This window comes from Dysgonomonas sp. Marseille-P4361 (assembly GCF_900343125.1).
GTDB lineage: Bacteria > Bacteroidota > Bacteroidia > Bacteroidales > Dysgonomonadaceae > Dysgonomonas.
In genome coordinates this window covers 41,235-59,915 of record NZ_OPYL01000008.1, presented here as the reverse complement: position 1 = coordinate 59,915, position 18,681 = coordinate 41,235, and the positions used below count along the sequence as shown (strand labels likewise).

Below are 18,681 nucleotides of genomic sequence, written 5' to 3'. Positions count from 1 at the left end.
AGTATGAAATACAGATATTTTCAGGTTTACGACAATTACTTCTGGCAATGGGAGGATAACAACAAAGTGTTAGCCATCCCGAATGGGAATACTATTGCCTATTGTGAATCTGTTGCTGAAGTTATAGAAGAACTCTCGGTGCAAGGGCTTCCCGCCTTTGGCTCTTTGCTGTTGGCTATTATTGCAACGAGCCAACATGCAGACGGGTCACTAAAGATGATAAGGAAGATAATAGAGTCAATACCCGAAGAAAATAGGCGTCAGGCATTGTTGAGTAGTGAAATGATTGAACATGCATTTCATTTTCTAAGAAAATTGAGTGAATTACCCGCAGAATATAAAGAACGGAAGAAACTGATACTATTATTTCAAACGATATTCCAAAACTATCACAATAAGAAATCAATAAAAGATTCTGGAGTTTTTGTAGGTGAAATAAAGATGCAGAGGATTCATCCCCAGTCATATATAAAAGTACCTTTCGATCCGGCTGTTTTAAATATTGACTTTAGACCTCTTGCCCTATTAAACGGACGTTTTGAGTCTACTGAGGCACTCATAGAAAAGATTGTAGCAATACCGCAGGATGTGGATATTGAATTGAATCCGGAGAAGGAAGGAGATTTGATTTCAGACTTAATTGCCGAGCCAAAAACATTTCATATAGGTTCACTTATAAGGCAGTTGTGGGGAGGGTTGAATATCCCGATGCATTATTCAGATACAAGTCAGCAAAAGCTGGGAGGAGTCTCAGATATTAGCAACAAGGGCGACTTTGATAAACTATTTATATCAGAATTTGCAAACGAGGATGAGGTCTTCTTATCTAGGTTAGCAAACAATGAGGCTCTTTATATCAACAGAGAAGCTCCGCTTCAAAACGATAATTTCAATCAGTATATTCTCATCGATATATCGCTACGAAACTGGGGAACACCTAAAACAATAGCTTGTGCCTTGATGTTGGCGTTAGTGAATCATCCTAAATCGAAGATGAACTATAAAGTTTATTTGATAGGGAATCGTAGCTATGAGGTTAATTTCAATTCTACAAAAGATATTATAAATATTGTAGACCATGTAGACCCTTGTTTATATCCAAGTGAAGGCTTTCTTGATTTTTTCAGAAACTATACTACAAGCAATAGCGAGATAGTCTTAATATCTAATGTTGCTACAATGAAGTATCCTGAAATGAAATCTCTGCTTAACGAATATAGAAAACATATTGATTATGTCATCCATGCTGATAATGGAGGTGAAATTGAAGTGTTCCGTATTCTCAAAAACAGTAGTAAACATATACAATCTTTAGCTCTCAACTTGACCGAGAGTTGGAAAAAAGTACCTAAAGAGAGTCTTGCTACAATTGTTGATATTGACAGTTCTGATACGCATCCATTCCGTCTATTGTTTGTCAAAAGATTCGATTTGCCATTGATGCTTTTAGGTGATCAAGGTTATTTTATAGACCGAGGGCTTTTATTCAGAAGAGTATCTAAAAACAAAGGTTGGCAAATCATATTTAATAAAATAGGCAAAGGACTTTCGGCATATCAGGTTGGATATAATGAAATGCATGAGCCTCTATTGTTACTTTGTTATGATAATCATAAAAAAATAAACCTGATAAATCTTGTAACTAAGGCTGAATCTACAGTCTCCTTACGGAAAGGTATGTTTTTCCAACCTTGCACTATCTATTTTCATCAAGGAGTCTTTTATGCTATTGAAGGAAGCCATAGAAAAATGAAATCGAAAGAGAATAAATATTTAAGGCGTATAACTTTGGATTTACAGATCGAAAATATTGAAGATGCTGCATTATGTAAGGAGATAGAAGAAAATGCGGCAAACAATATTCAAAAATATTATATGGAAGGAGCAATGAATTTTCATTCTTCTATTATAATGAATGTAAGGCAAATAGCTATTACTAAGAATAATTGCTTAGTTATTAATGGAAAACACGTCCTGAAGGAAGTTAGTTCCATGTTAAGGCTTGTCCATTATTCTTCCGAGGATGATGAAATTAAGGAAACAGCAATACGCTATAATGATAAAGAATTCAAATTTAAGAACGGAGTCACTGTCTTTCAATCGTTTTATGGCCTCATATCCATTGTTTTGAAAGATGGGGAAAAAATAGAAATTCCCCTTGCTGTAGATTCGTCCTTAGCTATGTCTGTAGGAAATGAAGCTAGTGGTAATCCTTATTTTTATACAGATAGTCCATCTCCTGATATGGGGGATCTGATAGACAGAGAAATGTTAGATCTGTTAACTAACGATAATACATGGAATTAAAATTATATCCAACACAAAGAAATAGTTTTCCGTTGCAGGCAATCCATATCAAAGGTTTGTCAGTCAGTCATTGGTTACACGAAATTCAATGTATGCAGTTAGACTTAAATAAAGTCTCTGTTTATCCATTACCCGGTATGCAGCTAAATAGCATATCTGGATGCTTGGTTATTCTTCATAAATCAGTGTTGGAACTAGATATACGAAATAATATATGGTGTCAGAAGATAGGAAAGCATCTATACATACCTCAGTATACAGGTATTGAACCTCAAATATTCACAGAAGAAGCAGATGAACTCTTTGCTCGTCATCCTCACTTTATGCATCCAGAATTGGGCTTAATAGAGTTGGAGGAAGAGGTAAAGTGGGAAGAGTCTATTTTTATCGGTAAAGAACAATCGATCGAACAAATAAAACCCAAAGCTGCACCGTTTATCCCGGAAAGAATAACACATTTTAGAATATCCGTAGTTCAAGAGGATAGCATTGAGCATATTTTAGAAGACCTTGAAAAGAAAGCCGATGTTGATAAACTGAAAGATGAACCATTGAGTACGTCCGAAAAGTTAAAACTGTCGTTGTATAAAACACTGATGAACAATGCTGATCCTGAGAATATAATAAAGGAAGGAGAAGGTTTACCTAAATTGTTAAGATATTCGAATATTATTTCGTCCATCTTTAAAGAGAAAGACAAAAATGGCGACAAAAAAGATTGGGGCGATCGTTTACTGGAAGATTATAAGGATTTAACTAACAGAAACAAAAGTCAGCTGGATAAATTACTCGAATTATTGAAAGATAATCCCGAAAAGGCCTTAGACTATGCTATACCTTTAGATGGAGAAGGTACTGCAAGAGGAAGTGACTTAGGTGCATTTCAGATGAGTAAATTTGCGAATGATTTATCTTCATTGAGCAAATTACTGAAAAGTAGCCGAACATCGGGAGGTAGCGGATATTATACGATGGAAGACGATGCTCTTTCTCTCTTGCGAAAACAATATAGAGATAGTGCAGATAAGCTTGTGTCAGATAAGAAATATATACAAGCATCTTATATCTATATAAAATTACTAAAAGATAATTATGCTGCGGCAAGAATGTTTGAAAATGCAAATCTGTATCAGGAAGCAGGAGATGTGTATCAAAAACTTATCGAGGATAATCTAAGAGCCGGTGAATGCTTCGAAAAAGCTAAATTGTACGATAAGGCTATTGAGATGTATAAGACAAAAGATATGTATGAGAGAATTGGAGATCTCTATTCCTTAATGAACAACAAAAAAGAAGCAGATGTTTTTTATCAGAAAGAAATTGACCGTCACTCTTCTGATCTTCAATATATAAAAGCAGCTAAGGTAAGTTCAGAAAAGATGAATGATCCTAACTATGCGCAATCTTTAGTATTGAAAGGTTGGAAAGAATTTGCAGACCCCTACAACTGTTTGGGAAAATATTTTTCTAATATTGAAAAGGAAAAAGAAAGAGGAAGAGAGATAAAGAGGATCTTTGAAGAAGATATTACACCTAAAAACAGAGAAGGATTTTTGAGGATTCTACAAAAAGAATATAAACAAACGGAAAGTTTGCGTGAGATGACAAAAGACATCGCTTATACTATTATTGCAGATATACTCCCTCAGAATAAAAACATAGCAAGCGAACTTATAGCTTTCAATAAAGAAGATAGTCAACTGATAAAGGATACAATCAGGTATAAGTTGTCGAGAAGTAAATAGAGGGTAATGAATGCTAAATAATCAGATTAAAAAGAGCGTTCTTTTATATGCTAAGGTCTTATTGAATACCATTTTTTGTATCGAAGAGGTAAGAGGTTAAAACCTTTGATAGGTCAAATAAAATAAGTAAATTCGCAGCCATATGAAGACTATTCGCTAAACATGAAGAATATAAAAAAACTCCTATCAAGTACGATTTGGCTTGTTATCGGGATTACTCTATTTCTACTGATTCAATATTTTTTTGAATTTCACTTGTATTACGCAGAACAACTGCAACTTTTTTTATACAATAAAACATTTTTATCAGATCTGCTTTTTTCATTTGGCGGTCTGTCTGAGATTATTGGCAGATGGTTTCTCCAATTTTATCTTCATCCTAAAGTAGGGGCATTGATAACAACTTTTTTAGTGTTGAGTGTTGCCATAATTATGGATAGAATTTCAAAAAAGATCAACTCCAATATATCCCTTATACTATTACCTCTTTTAACGGCTGTTTTCTTTCTGTTCTTGCACCTCGATCATAGCTATTATATAGCAGGAACAATCGCTTTTATATTAATGTTAGCTGCTTTTCTAGTATATTTATACATAGATAAACCTATTGTGAGAATAGGTGTTGCTACTGTATTTACTGCTTTGTTGTTCTGGTGGGGAGGTTCAGTCGCTTTTCTGTTTTCTATAGCTGTTCTTTTGTGGGAATTACTAACGGATAAGAAAAAAATATTATTATCACTTATCCCATTATGTCTACTTTTGATTTTAGCCTATGTCAGCGTTCATTTTGCATGGATAGGAGGATATGAGCAAATATTTACCCCATCACTATATTTCGGAATTGGGATTACGATACCATCTATTACTTACTTTGCTTGGGGTGGATTAGTGCTTTTGATCCTACTAGCATACGGACTAAGAAATCAGAAAATATCAGATAAAAATGGACTTTTTGTTTTAATTGGTCAAGTAATAATTGCTACAGTTATTACATATTATTTGTTGCCAATATATGGACAGTTTTCATCTATTCAGTATAAAAAATTAGACTATTATGCACGAATGGAGAGATGGAACGATATTATTGAAGAAAGCAAAAAGCCTATAACTAACCTGTTGTATGCCTATTACCTTAATCTTGCTCTGATGGAAACGAATCAACTCGGTAAGCAGTTTTTTCAATTCGACCAAAAAGGTATTAATGGCTTAGTCCCAAAAACGGATAGAAATATGTCTACTCTGATAATATCCAACGAAATGAACTTTGCATTGGGAGATATTGCAGCTTCTCAGCACTATACCTTCGAATGTAATATATCTATATCTAAAACAGGTAGTCCGAGGCTATATAAACGATTGGTTCAAACAAATCTGATTAGTGGAGCATACCCTGTTGCTGAAAAATATATCAAACTACTAGAACAAACCCACTACTATAAAGAGTGGGCAACAGATCAACGCCGATTCCTATATAACGATCAGGCTGTAGAAGAAGATCCTTTATTAGGGAAGAAAAGACGGGGCTTACCAAACGAAAACTATTTGTTGTTAACAACAAATGTAGTCTCTAAGTTGCAGCTGCTTGCTGAGACTGATCCTACTAATAGAACGGCTGTTGAATATTTAGCTTCGTTATTCTTGTTTGGGAAACAAACGGCTTCTTTTATTGAGCTGATAGATAAATATTACAACACCGAGGAAGCTCTGTTGAATATGCCTGAAAAATTTCAGGAAGCTATTATTGTTATCACCGAAAAATCTCCAACTGAATGGGAAAAGTATAAGATAAATCCTATGATCATTCAGAAATATAAAGAATACAAACAAATGTTTTTGAAAAATAGGAACAATCCTAACTTGGGAAATATGCTATACCAAAATTTTGGAAATACATATTGGTCGTATTTTATTTTTAGTAACTAATTTAGTCATATGAATAAAGTCATATATATAGCTTGTATCGTTTTCTCTCTTATAGTATCGGCATGTACCAAAACTGTAGAAATAAATAAAACGAGTGATACACTTCTTCCAATATACCCAGACTATATTGGAGTAACTGTTCCTTCCAATATTGCACCTTTGAACTTCAAATTAGTTGAGGATACTGATAAGGATTTAGCTGCTATTTTTGAAGGTAGCGATGTCCGATTTGAAGTACATGCTAAGAATGGACAGATCCAAATACCTGAATCGAAATGGCAAGAGTTGCTAAAAGCTTCTATTGATAATGAATTCTTAGTAACATTATGTACACAAGAAGAGGCTGGGTGGACTGCATATTCTCCTTTTAGAATAAAAGTAGCTAAAGAACCTGTTGATCCGTATTTAGCATATCGTCTTATCGAGCCAGGATACGAAGCATGGAATGAAATGGGAATTTACCAACGAAATTTGGAGAATTTTACCCAAACAGCTATTTTGGAAAATAAAACGGTAGGGAGTGATTGTATGAACTGTCATTCCTTCAGAATGCAAGATCCAGATCAGATGATGATGCATATACGTGGAGCTAATGCCGCTACAATGTTAATGATTGATGGGAAAGTGCAAAAAATAAATACCAGAACCGATGATACAATGTCAGCCCTTGTGTATCCATCATGGCATCCTTCCGGAAAATTTATCGCATTCTCGGTAAACGAAACAAAGCAAAATTATCATTCAATAGATAAAAATCGGGTCGAAGTATATGATTTAGCCTCCGACGTAGTAGTATATGATATAGAAAAACAAGAGATAATTACAACAGCGGCCTTGTTTTCGGATCAAAGATTTGAGTCTTTCTCTACCTTTTCTCCCGATGGTAAAACTCTTTATTTCTCTACCGCAGAGGCTCGCCAAATGCCAGAAGAATTCAGAGATGTAAAATATAGCCTTTGTAGTATTAGTTTCGATCCTGAAACCAGGCAGTTTGGAACAGCTGTTGATACGATCTTTAATGCTAAGATAGAGGACAAAAGTGCATCATTCCCCAGAGTGTCTCCTAACGGGAAGTATCTTCTGTATACTAGGGGCGATTATGGCGGTTTCTTTGTGTGGCATAAGGAAGCCGATCTTTATATCTGCAATCTGGAAACGAAGGAGCATTACCCTCTTACACTAGCAAATAGTAATGATGCCGAAAGTTATCATTCGTGGAGTAGTAACAGTAGTTGGATTGTGTACAGTAGCCGACGTATAGATGGATTGTACACCCGTCCTTTTATCGCTTATATTAATGATAAGGGTGAAGCAGAAAAAGCTTTCGTTGTACCTCAAAAAAATGTTGAGTTTTATAGCTCTTTAATGAAATCATATAATGTTCCTGAATTTGTAAAAGGTAAAGTGAAAATTACCGGGCATGATATTGCTCATGTTGCTAAAACAGAAAAGGGAAGCAATGTAACATTTAAGAAACAATGAAATATACGAATATATATTGGGATGATTTAGCGATACAGTTGAAAGCAACGTCTTTCGATGTAGGCGGTAATGCATCCGAATTTCATTCTATTCTACAAATTACAGATTCAACCTTAGATGTAGAAACTCAATTCTTAAATATACATACAGCGATACAGCGTATAGCTGATAACAAAGTCTTTGAAGGGACAGATCTGATTTGGAAACGTTACTTTGTAAGTGATGCTATAAATCAATCTTTGTATTTCGAAGAATATCCGAATGCCGTCTCTTCTATTGTACAGCAACCTCCGCTTAACGGAACAAAGGTGGCATTGTGGCTCTATTATATTAAAGGGAATAACTCTATTCTAAAAGAAGGGAATACATTAGTAGTGCAGCGTAACGGTGGCAGCAAACATTTATATACAGCGCAATTACATGCTCCGCTTAAAAATGAATATGCTGAAACTGAATATATTTTCAACTCGTATAATGAAATCCTTAAGCAACATCAATCTACCCTCAAGGATAATTGTATAAGGACATGGATTTATGTACAAGGTGTTGATATTCACTATCAGGAAATGGTAAAAGCTCGTGTAGCTTATTTTGAACAAGAAGGGCTGAATAAAGAAACACACTATATTGCAAGTACAGGTATCGAGGGTCGACATATTCACCCTCATTCTTTGGTGTTGATGGATGCATACGCGATTGAAGGAGTGAAGCCGGGGCAGATAAAATTCTTGCATGGCTTAACGCATCTCAACAGAACACATGACTATGGAGTTACTTTCGAAAGAGGGACTTCTATCGATTTTGCTGACAGACGGCATGTGTATATATCGGGTACAGCTAGTATAAATAATAAGGGGGAGATTGTACATCCGCACAATGTGATGAAGCAGCTCGATCGCACATTGGAAAATATCAATGTGCTATTGTCTGAAGCCGAATGTGGTATGACTGATATCGCTCAAATGATTATATATATACGCGATATAGCCGACTATTCGTTGGTTAATCGCTTCTTTGACAAAAACTATATAGATATCCCTAAGGTTATTGTCTTAGCCCCTGTTTGTAGACCGGGCTGGCTGATTGAAATAGAATGTATTGCAATAAAGAATATAGCGAATAATCTTTTACCTGAGTTTTAGTTTATATATTCAAAATAAGCAAAAGATCTCTGGCGAAATTTTTGCTTACCTTGATATTTCTTAAAGCTATTTTATCAGTATTATTGAACAATCTTACTATAAATATTACTGAAACGATCTATTACTTCAATCATGATAGAACTTTCAGTTGACTTTGGAACAGCATAGAACATATGTTCTGTTGGCGCTGCACCTATGCCTTTATGCTTGAAACCGGATTGGTTTTTATTAACATAGTCAACAATAGAAAAATCATATCCTGTAAATTGTTCCATTTCTCCCATTTTCACACCATTTTCATACCAATAAACTTTCCATGCCGGATCATAATTCCATACATTGGCAGTTACGGCATTAGGCTTTTGTTCGTTATATCCAATAGGGTAGGCGTTGAATTGATGATCCTTATCTTTTCCTATCGATTTAGAATACCACTTAATATCATTATTATCTATTTCATATACTGCATAACCACAAGGAGAGCCATCCCAACTCCAGGGAGCCATCCAGAAAAGCCCACTGAGAGTAGTGTGTACATGTTCAAATAGATTCTCTTTTAGTTGATAGTTTTCAACATAATGCTCATGTCCCGAAAATATATGTACATTGTATGGTTCTAAGAGTTTGTAAAGAGGTTCTCTATTTTGGAGTACACGGTGCATCTGATCTTTATGTGGCTCTCCACGTCGAGAGTCGGGCGAGAAAGTCGGAATATGCATTGTAATAATGAGAGTAGATCCTTCTGCTACCGTTTTAAGATCCTGCTCTAGCCAGTCCATCTGCTTATCATCCAGATAGCCGATAGAGGCATTGTTGCGAGCGGTGTAAAATACATTGTCTAACACAATATAATGTATTCTTCCTCTGTTAAAGGAGTAATAATTGGGACCAAAATATTTCTTATAAGTTGTTTTGGCATAAAATTCTGATCGATCGTCAGCATCCATGTCATGATTTCCTACAGCATAAAAAAAAGGAATGCCGGTAGCAGCTATTTTTTGTTTAATAGGAGGATATAGTTTGTCGGCATCTTTTATCCATCCTATCATGTCTCCGGGTACTAATCCGAATACAGGCGTTTTAGGATAATCTTTGGCAATAAGATTTTTTAAATCATCTACAGCTTCTTGTAATTGAGTTAATTCTTCTTCATAATAGACTTGTGGGTCGGACCAAACAACCATGACATGCTTATTGTCATCCTTTTTTGATTTAGTTAGCTCGAAATTAAAGATTTGTTTTTCTTTGTATTCCTTCGGTACTTTATGAAAGAATAATGGTGCATCATTCTTCATTGGAACTTCGTAGCCAGATGGGATACTGATGTAGATATATTCAGCAGTAGCATTACTCAAAATCTTATATCTGCCATTTGCATCTGTTCTTACAATATTATATCCATCGGTTACGGATACATTGGGTATTCCTTTTCTCCTTTCATCATGCACTTTACCTTCGAAGTTGATATTCCTTAAGTCAACTTGAGCCTGCATTAATATAGTTGGCAAAAGAATGAATAGGATCGATGAAATAAATGTTTTTATATATGTTGACATGTCTGCTATTTTTTGTTGCTAATCTCTTGTGTAAAAATGTTCCCAAATCGGTCTATAACTTCTACTTTGATCGTGCTGGATGTGGATTTTGGAGTAGCGAAAAATAGATGATCAGTGGAGCTTGCATTTGCCCAGCTATGTTTGAAGTTTTGTCTGTTCTTTTTTACAAATTCGTTTATCTCCGTATCTATGCCTGCGAACTTCTTCATTTCTCCCATTTTTACTCCATCCTCATACCAGTAGATTTTCCATTCCGAATCATAATTCCATACATTGGCAACAATCGATTCTGGTTTTTGATGATGCTCTCCTACATTGTACAATTTAAATTGGATGTTGTCTGGCTGTCCTACAGCTTTGTAGTGCCATGTAACAGAATCTCCATCAAACAGGTACACAGTATAACCTCTTCGTGTTCCATCTTTACACAATTCTGATTCGTAGAAAAGTCCACAAATAGCAGGGTGGTTGTGTTCATAGATGTTTTTCTGGATAATATAATTATCTGTTTCATGTATATGCCCCGACATTATATGAACATTATATCCGTCAAGCATTTTGAAGAGGTGGCTTCTGTTTTGTAGTACAGAACTAGGTTTTTCTTTTCCCCATTCGCCTTTTCTGGCATGTTGCGAGTATGCAGGGATGTGCATAGATATTACAATAGTACTTCCTTTTTCTACTCTGGCCAGATCTTGTTCTAGCCATTCTAGCTGGTTTTCGGGCAGATAGCCAATATAATACCAAGTATTTCCATTGTAGAAACAATTGTCAAGAACAATATAGTGTATCTTTCCACGGTCGAAAGAGTAATAAGTGGGGCCAAATGTTTGTTTGTATAGTTCTTTCGAAGGACGATCGCTACGAACATAGTAGAGAATATCATGATTTCCGGGCAGGTAGAAGAAAGGGATTCCCGTACTTGCTATTATATCTTTCATCCTATCGTAAAATAGAGGTTCTGCGTTCGCGTCTCCTACCATATCTCCCACCACCATGCCATAAGCGGGCGTATTAGGAGCTGTTTTTTGTAAATGAGTGACAACATCTTCGGCTGACTCTTGCACATAAGCCAGATCATCATCAGAGTATACCTGAGGGTCGGCCCATACTACAAGAGAGTGCTTTTCTTCGTTGTTCGGTAATCTTTGTAAATCGAAATTAAACTCTTGTTTTAAACTGGTTTTATCTGTTAATCGATGATGAAAAACCGGCGTTTTGTTTTCGATAGGAACTTTATATCCGGCCGGAACTGATATATATACGAAGTCCGTAGTCGCATTAGTTAGTAATGTATATTTACCTTCACTATTAGTTGATACGATGTTAATGCCATCTGTGACAGCTACATTCTTAATCCCTTCTCCCTGGCAAGTTACTTTTCCGTGCAACAATATGGTTTGTAAGTTAACTTGAGCCGTTGAACTTAAAGAGAATATAGAAATTAAGAGGACGAAAAGGGTATACTTTACTATTTTCATAATTCTACTTTAGAGATGGTGATGGTTCGCTCAATAGGTTTATTTATAGAGTAAATCCTGTCAATTAAGAGTTGTTGCATCATATCCCATGTTTTTCTAATTTCTTCGAATCGGGCCTTGGTATAGTTAGGGTATAAATGAGGAAGCATATAGTGAGTGTCCAATTCACTTTGAAGCTGATCAAGCGTTTTTCTCGAATCTTCAAACAATAGACCTTTTCCCTCCAGATATCTGTATTGAAGTCCTTTGTATTGACGGATGCGTCGTTCAATTTCCCAGCGTTCTTCGTTTAGATACATCACAGCCATAGCTTGTTGATATTGAGGAGTATTCGTGTGTTCAGCCAGATTGATTCCTTTCGAAAGTTCTTGAGAAGAGGTTTCTGTTATTATTTCTCCGTCTATTGCAAGTTGATATTTTCCATCGCTCAGCCCTTGTATAATTAGCCTTTCATCGTTCATTTCCTCCATGAAAGGAATATGTTCCAAGGCTTCATATTGCGATGCCGATCCCCATATATGTACAGTATCGATAGGGTATGGCAAAGAGTTCGCTAAATAGTTAAAACTTAGTTTATTCCCATTATTCCTAATGTTGCTTATTTTGCAGTTTTCGGCTATTAATGTTTTATTTTTCTTGGCATCAATGTTAATATACGCAACTTTTTCTCCTGATAAATTTTGAGCTTTCAAGATGTAATAAGCCATTATCATATGTCCCATATTGTAAGGATGAACACGGTCTTCGCCACTGATAGTGAATGCAGGATTGGCTTTTTGCCCCTTTTGGTTGATAGCAAGCATTGGATGTATAAGGTCGACAAATCCCCAGTTGTTTTCTTCCGATTTCTTTTGTTGAAAGTCGGTTATTCGTAGCATCACATCTGTTTTGCCTTTGTGGGCTTTCTCTAGTGGACTTTGAGTTAGATCAGCTATCTCTTCGTATGGAGTTGGACTTATTATCGCGACTTTGGTGTTGTTTAGATTCTTTATTTTGGTTTCCATTGGTCCAAAATTTCGGACAGTCTCTTCATATTTATGCTCTCCAAATGCTTCAGCGCCGGGTTTGTTGTATTCTTCATATCCGGAATCATTCATTCCGAAGGTGAGGAACAAGTAGGTTGGCTTGTAAGGTATGACATCTGTTTCGAAACGTTTTTGCATTTTCAAAACGTTGTCGGCGCTAATCCCCGAATTGAATATTTGTATTCTCAGATTAGGAAATCTGGTCATATAGTATAACCAAATATAAGAATGGTAGCGTCCTCCGTCGGTAATACTATTACCTAAAAAAACAATGCGGTCTCCGTCTTTGAAGCGCTCAATTGTTTGTGCAGAGAAGGATATACTTGCAAGTATACAGGTTATTATTAAAAAAGTTTTTCTCATGGTTCTTATTTAATCTTAAGATGTGTTTGTATTATAGGTAGTAGATATTCGGCGTAGCGCATGAAGCCTAAGTCGGTAAAATGTAATCCATCTACAGTAGCTTCCATATCGTTGCCTATAATGTTATGAGATGATATCAGAAATATATTAGGGTCTTTTTCTTTTAGCCTGTTGTATATTTTGTTGAGCGCCTCGTTCTTACTTTCAATTTGTTTCCTGATATAAGTATCGTATCTGGCTTTAGGAAATATCGGATTCTCAATAATAAGTATAGTCGTTGTAGGTGCTTTGCTCCTTATTCTATTGTAGAATTTTTCTAATTTTTCATTTACCTGATCTGTTTCTACATTGGGCATAAAATCAAGAATGTACAGAGGGGAATCAAAAGATCCTATTAGTTCAGCTATCTCATAATCTAATTGGGCATTCCCGCTGAATCCTAAATTGATGATCTCTGTGTTTAGCCACCGCGAAAGAATGTTAGTGTGAGCCATGCCGGGACGCGATGCACATCCTCCTTGTAAAATACTCGTTCCATAGGCTACTATCGGCTTTTGGGTATTAGGTAGTTTTACTTTAGGTTGTTCAATGATAGCTCCTTCATTTACCCCTATCTCTAATTCAGTCAGTGCATCGTATAAAGGAAGGTAGAGCATGTATTCGCGTTGCTTACGAGTCATGTTTGAAATGATGGTAGTCTCGGTAAGCAATGATCCTATAGTTGGGCGTGCGGCATTTACAAATATCCATTTATCACCTTCCAGGCAATATAAATCTAAACCTCTGCTCCCAATATCTGTCATATGGTTCATGTGTATTCCGTCTTTAACTTTCCATTTTACTCCAATAGTAGTGGCGTCAGTAGAAAAACGAACAGCTAGTCCTGCACTGTTTTTGCCTAAATACCAAACAGCTTCACGGCTTACTCCTTTTAAACCTTGCGGTAGACGCTCGTAAAGCGTCTCCGTTTCTTTTGAAATTTTTCCTAGCAGAGGAAATGAGTCAGCACTATGGTATGATAATTGTGCTTGTAATGATAGGTTAGCTATCAAAAGGATAGTCAATAGATATTTGATTTTTGGTTGCATGAGGAGGATATATATCTTTTGTTTTTATAATATTTAGCAAATATAATAAAAATTTTAAGTATATATCTTTAGTTAATAAAAGAACTTTTTAATTTTGGGTTAGAATTGAAAATGTGGTTAGTCATTGTTGTTAAAAATATTGCTTCTTGCGAGAAGGCAGGCTCCTGTTACTCCAGCCTTGTCTTTTAGTCGTGATGCAGTAATAACTGAATCTTTGTTCACCAGATTCAATGAATATTTTCTGATAGCGGCTTGTATCGGGTGCATTATATACATCTCTGTGCTTGATATGACACCGCCTATTATTACTAGCTCAGGGTTGAATATGTTTATGATTCCGGCTAGCTGTTCTCCTAGCTTCTCTCCTAATTCTTCAAATAGCTCTATGCATAAGACATCTTCGTACTCTACTGCGGCTTCTATTATATCTTTAATGGTGATGTGTTCTTTGTTTTTTATTCGAGTTGATAGATAAGATGTTGCACCTTCTTCTATTAACTCATGTAGTCGTTGGTATATGTATTTTCCTGATATTTCAGTTTCTAAGCAGCCTATTTTTCCACAGTGGCATAAAACGTCATTGTTGAATGTTTTGATATGTCCAAACTCTCCCGAAAAACCTGATTTACCGGTGTATATCTTTCCGTCTATTATGATGCCGATAGCTATTCCCCAGCTGATATTTACAAAAATGATATTCTTTTCGTTGGTGACAGATCCTGCCATATATTCACCATAAGTCATAGCTCTGGTATCATTGTCTATAAATACATTCAGTCCCAAGTGATTGCTGAATTTTTCACTCAGAGCCTCCTCATCGAAGTAGAATATGCTGTAACTGTAGCCCGTAGCGGGATTTACTCTTCCCGATATATTAATATTAGCACCAAAAATTAGTTCTTTATTGATGTTTGTTTTCTTTATAAATTCCAAAATAAGTTCACAAAGCGTCTCAAAGGCTTGTTGTGTATTGCTGAATTCGTAGGGAATATCCATATCTAATTTGACCATTTCCCCTTTGAAATTACATAAGCCGATGTTAATTCCAAACTGATTCATGTCGACTCCGACAAAATATGCAGAATCGGCCTTTAGTCCATAAAGGCTAGGATGTCTGCCTTCAGAAGTCTCTAGTTTTCCAAGATCTTCAAGAAGCTGTTCTTGACACATGTCAGAGACAAGTCGTGTTACAGTGGGTATACTTAGTCCAATGTTTTGGGATAGAACTGTAATGGTGGAACTGCCTTGTAGTATGAAGTGTTTAATAATCTTCTTCTTTATTAAAGCATTTTTACTTCCTTTTTTGATCTCAGTCAAAAGCTTCTTGTTCATTAGTTTTATTGTTGTTTGATCTTGTTGTTCAAAGATAACTAAATTTTTTAATAAGTAATTTATTTAAAAATATACGGGCTTTTTTCAAGGAGTATATTCAGAGTGATGTTGTGTCTGAGTTTCCTTTGGATAGGCCTGAAGATGTATTTAAATATATTACAAATATATAAAAAACATGTAAGATAAATTCAATTGATTAAATAAAATTTTTAATTAAGTATTGTGTATTAATTAAAATATACTATTTTTGCGTTATTATTTTTTAAATCTAATTGGATTGTGGAAAATAGATTATTGTTATTGCTGCTTGTATTATTTCATTTTGTTTTTTTAGGGTGTAATAAGAATGATATCCAATATAAAGTGGATGTTCTTGTTGTTGGTGGTTCCGCCAGTGGTGTTGCTGCTAGTGTGCAGGCTTCGAGAATGGCTAAAGATGTTTTATTGATTGAGGAGACTTCTTGGCTTGGAGGAATGCTCACTTCCGCAGGAGTAAGTGCTATTGATGGTAATAAAAATCTACCAAGCGGTTTCTTTGGAGAATTTAGAGATTCCTTATCCAATCGTTATGGCTCGTTGGATGCATTGAAAACAGGTTGGGTTAGTGATGTTTTGTTTGAGCCTTCTGTAGGGAATGCTATTTTTCATAATATGGTAGCTAAAGAAAAAGCGTTGAGCTTATGGGATAATTCTTCTTTGATTTCTGTAGAGAAAAAAGAAGGGTTATGGTATGCTACAGTTAATAGAGATGGTAAACCTCAGCTAGTAATAGCTAAAGTGTTGATAGATGCAACAGAATTGGGTGATGTCGCTAAAATGTGCGGAGTGGCATATCAGATAGGTATGGATAAAAGAGAAACTACTGGAGAAGAAATCGCACCTGACGAAGCCAACGATATAATACAAGATCTGACGTATGTAGCTATTTTGAAAGATTACGGAAAAGATGTGACGATTGCACGCCCCGAGGGTTATGACTCTACCTATTTTGCTTGTGCGGCTATAAATGATATTTGTATAGAGCCTAAAGAGCCGGAAAGAATGTGGAGTTCTCAGGATATGATCAATTATGGCAAACTGCCAAATAATAAATATATGATCAATTGGCCTATCGAAGGCAATGATTATTATCTTAATTTGATAGAGTTGTCAAAAGAAGAAAGGACGGAGGAACTCAAGAAAGCAAAGAATTTTACGCTGTCTTTCCTATACTTCATCCAAAAAGAATTAGGCTTTAATACGTTAGGTTTGGCAGATGATGAGTACCCAACTTCAGACCTATTACCTTTTATCCCATATTATAGAGAGTCCCGACGTATTGAAGGCGTTGTGCAATTTAATTTAAATCATATAGTAAAACCTTACAGTCAACCGGAAAAGCTTTATAGAACATCTGTTGCTGTAGGTGATTACCCTGTTGATCATCATCATGCCCGATACAAAGGCTATGATGACTTACCTAATTTATATTTTCATCCGATTCCATCTTATGGTTTACCGTTAGGTGCACTGATACCCAAAGAAGTAGATGGATTGATTGTAGCTGAAAAATCAATTTCGGTAACTAATCTGGTTAATGGTACAACCAGATTACAACCTGTTGTATTGCAAGTAGGACAGGCTGCAGGAGTTCTGGCTGCCTTAGCTGTCGATAAGAATATAGAAATACGAGAAGTATCGGTACGTGATGTACAAGCGAAGTTGCTTGAAGAAAATGGATATTTACTTCCCTATTTAGATGTAGCTAAGGATGACAAAAATTTTAAGACATATCAACGAATCGGGGCAACCGGAATATTGCAGGGAGAAGGAAGAAATGTTGGTTGGGCGAATGAAACATGGTTGCGAATAAATGATCCTTTATTAGATACAGAAATAAGTGGTCTGACAGATATTTATCCTTATGTTAAAGTTGAGGCAACCGGTAAAACATTGAGCTATCGTGAAGTGTTTAATATCATTAATAAAATTGGGGAGAAGGAGAATATAGTGTTACCTGCCGATATGGAGACGTTTGCGGGAAACATGGATGACCCTATAACGAGAGGGCAATTTGCTGTACTTGTTGATAGAGTTTTAGATCCATTCAATTCTAGATCAGTAGATCTTCATGGAGATTACAAATAAAAGAACATTAAAATAACGATGGAAAATAATAGAAGGGATTTCTTAAAACAAGCAGCAGTTGCAGGAACAGCAGCTATGACGGGAGTTTTTGCCTCAAGTTGTCAAAGGGCTCCGGAGCTTGTTGAAAATTCGATAGATTTATCTATCGACAGTAAGTTGATTGTACCTAAAGGGAATGCATTACAATTATCAGGAACTTTTGTAGATGAAATATCTCACGATATTCCTCATCAAAACTGGGGTGAAAGAGAATGGGATCTGGATTTTCAACACATGAAAGCGATTGGTATAGATACGGTAATTATGATCAGATCTGGTTATCGCAAGTTTATCACTTATCCTTCAAAATATTTGCTGAATAAAGGATGCTACATGCCTTCCGTTGACTTGGTCGATATGTATTTGAGACTTTGCGACAAATATGGCATGAAATTTTATTTCGGTCTTTACGATTCAGGTGAATACTGGGATACAGGTGATCTGTCGTACGAAATAGAGCATAATAAATATGTAATAGATGAGGTTTGGGCGACTTATGGACACTATAAAAGTTTTGGAGGCTGGTATATCAGTGGCGAAATAAGCCGTGCAACGAAAGGAGCTATTGCAGCATTTCATTCGATGGGGAAACAATGTAAAGATGTATCGGGAGGGCTTCCTACTTTTATCTCTCCATGGATCGATGGTAAAAAAGCTGTAATGGCAGCATCGAGTACACTTGCAAAATCGGATGCTGTATCGGTTGAGGAACATGAAAGGGAATGGAGCGAAATTTTTGATGGAATCAAGGATGTTGTAGATGCTTGTGCTTTTCAGGACGGACATATAGACTATAATGAGCTAGATGCATTTTTTACTGTAAATAAGAAACTGGCAGATAAATATGGCATGCAATGTTGGACAAATGCCGAGACTTTCGACAGAGATATGCCGATCAAATTTCTTCCGATCAAATTCGACAAACTAAGGTTGAAGTTGGAAGCTGCTAAACGCGCAGGATTTGATAAGGCTATAACTTTCGAATTCTCTCATTTTATGAGCCCACAATCAGCTTATTTGCAAGCAGGACATCTATACAATAGATACAAAGAATACTTCAATCTATAGAAT

General features: G+C 35.9%; 12 protein-coding genes. 7 read left to right on the top strand and 5 right to left on the bottom strand.

Annotated features, from left to right (window positions below):
- Window positions 1-3 precede the first annotated feature (3 nt).
- From DHU68_RS12710 to DHU68_RS12690, 5 genes are all read left to right on the top strand, one after another.
- Window positions 4-2,307 (top strand): hypothetical protein, encoded by a 2,304-nt coding sequence (locus DHU68_RS12710; protein WP_160111132.1) that lies wholly within the window; start codon window positions 4-6, stop codon window positions 2,305-2,307.
- Window positions 2,298-4,052 carry a hypothetical protein gene (locus tag DHU68_RS12705; protein WP_108823376.1) on the top strand — a complete coding sequence of 585 codons (1,755 nt, stop codon included), beginning with the start codon at window positions 2,298-2,300 and terminating at the stop codon, window positions 4,050-4,052. Before DHU68_RS12710 ends, DHU68_RS12705 begins: the two co-directional genes overlap by 10 nt.
- A gap of 162 nt (window positions 4,053-4,214) precedes the next feature.
- On the top strand, window positions 4,215-5,975 hold the full coding sequence (locus tag DHU68_RS12700) for a DUF6057 family protein (protein WP_221405563.1): 1,761 nt from the start codon (window positions 4,215-4,217) through the stop codon (window positions 5,973-5,975).
- Window positions 5,976-5,984: 9 nt separating this feature from the next.
- On the top strand, window positions 5,985-7,457 hold the full coding sequence (locus DHU68_RS12695; protein ID WP_108823374.1) for a PD40 domain-containing protein: 1,473 nt from the start codon (window positions 5,985-5,987) through the stop codon (window positions 7,455-7,457).
- On the top strand, window positions 7,454-8,599 hold the full coding sequence (locus tag DHU68_RS12690) for a Rid family hydrolase (protein ID WP_108823373.1): 1,146 nt from the start codon (window positions 7,454-7,456) through the stop codon (window positions 8,597-8,599). Before DHU68_RS12695 ends, DHU68_RS12690 begins: the two co-directional genes overlap by 4 nt.
- Before the next feature lie 80 nt (window positions 8,600-8,679).
- On the opposite strand, the gene DHU68_RS12685 is transcribed toward DHU68_RS12690, so the two are convergent.
- The 5 genes from DHU68_RS12685 to DHU68_RS12665 form a co-directional block, all read right to left on the bottom strand.
- A complete protein-coding gene (locus DHU68_RS12685; RefSeq protein WP_108823372.1) occupies window positions 8,680-10,155 on the bottom strand; it encodes a calcineurin-like phosphoesterase family protein in 1,476 nt (491 codons plus the stop codon).
- A 5-nt stretch (window positions 10,156-10,160) separates the two neighbouring features.
- Window positions 10,161-11,636: a calcineurin-like phosphoesterase family protein gene (locus DHU68_RS12680; protein WP_255412505.1), complete on the bottom strand. Its 1,476-nt coding sequence runs from the start codon at window positions 11,634-11,636 to the stop codon at window positions 10,161-10,163.
- Complete coding sequence (locus DHU68_RS12675) at window positions 11,633-13,024, bottom strand: GDSL-type esterase/lipase family protein (RefSeq protein ID WP_108823371.1); 1,392 nt, start codon at window positions 13,022-13,024, stop codon at window positions 11,633-11,635. The genes DHU68_RS12680 and DHU68_RS12675 overlap by 4 nt, the downstream gene beginning before the upstream one ends.
- 5 nt (window positions 13,025-13,029) lie before the next feature.
- On the bottom strand, window positions 13,030-14,112 hold the full coding sequence (locus DHU68_RS12670; RefSeq protein WP_108823370.1) for an SGNH/GDSL hydrolase family protein: 1,083 nt from the start codon (window positions 14,110-14,112) through the stop codon (window positions 13,030-13,032).
- 117 nt (window positions 14,113-14,229) lie between these two features.
- Window positions 14,230-15,444: an ROK family protein gene (locus DHU68_RS12665; RefSeq protein WP_108823369.1), complete on the bottom strand. Its 1,215-nt coding sequence runs from the start codon at window positions 15,442-15,444 to the stop codon at window positions 14,230-14,232.
- A 279-nt stretch (window positions 15,445-15,723) separates the two neighbouring features.
- Between DHU68_RS12665 and DHU68_RS12660 the strand changes: the two genes are divergently transcribed.
- Together DHU68_RS12660 and DHU68_RS12655 are read left to right on the top strand one after the other, a co-directional pair.
- Window positions 15,724-17,571, top strand: coding sequence for an FAD-dependent oxidoreductase (locus DHU68_RS12660; protein ID WP_369831344.1), 1,848 nt, complete (start codon window positions 15,724-15,726; stop codon window positions 17,569-17,571).
- 18 nt (window positions 17,572-17,589) lie between these two features.
- Window positions 17,590-18,678, top strand: a complete 1,089-nt coding sequence (locus DHU68_RS12655) for a DUF4434 domain-containing protein (RefSeq protein ID WP_108823368.1) — start codon at window positions 17,590-17,592, stop codon at window positions 18,676-18,678.
- Window positions 18,679-18,681: the final 3 nt, after the last annotated feature.

Coding starts and splice junctions, on each gene's coding strand:
- DHU68_RS12710 (WP_160111132.1), top strand. CDS start 4: ATGAAATACAGATATTTTCAGGTTTACGACAATTACTTCTGGCAATGG.
- DHU68_RS12705 (WP_108823376.1), top strand. CDS start 2,298: ATGGAATTAAAATTATATCCAACACAAAGAAATAGTTTTCCGTTGCAG.
- DHU68_RS12700 (WP_221405563.1), top strand. CDS start 4,215: ATGAAGAATATAAAAAAACTCCTATCAAGTACGATTTGGCTTGTTATC.
- DHU68_RS12695 (WP_108823374.1), top strand. CDS start 5,985: ATGAATAAAGTCATATATATAGCTTGTATCGTTTTCTCTCTTATAGTA.
- DHU68_RS12690 (WP_108823373.1), top strand. CDS start 7,454: ATGAAATATACGAATATATATTGGGATGATTTAGCGATACAGTTGAAA.
- DHU68_RS12685 (WP_108823372.1), bottom strand. CDS start 10,155: ATGTCAACATATATAAAAACATTTATTTCATCGATCCTATTCATTCTT.
- DHU68_RS12680 (WP_255412505.1), bottom strand. CDS start 11,636: ATGAAAATAGTAAAGTATACCCTTTTCGTCCTCTTAATTTCTATATTC.
- DHU68_RS12675 (WP_108823371.1), bottom strand. CDS start 13,024: ATGAGAAAAACTTTTTTAATAATAACCTGTATACTTGCAAGTATATCC.
- DHU68_RS12670 (WP_108823370.1), bottom strand. CDS start 14,112: ATGCAACCAAAAATCAAATATCTATTGACTATCCTTTTGATAGCTAAC.
- DHU68_RS12665 (WP_108823369.1), bottom strand. CDS start 15,444: ATGAACAAGAAGCTTTTGACTGAGATCAAAAAAGGAAGTAAAAATGCT.
- DHU68_RS12655 (WP_108823368.1), top strand. CDS start 17,590: ATGGAAAATAATAGAAGGGATTTCTTAAAACAAGCAGCAGTTGCAGGA.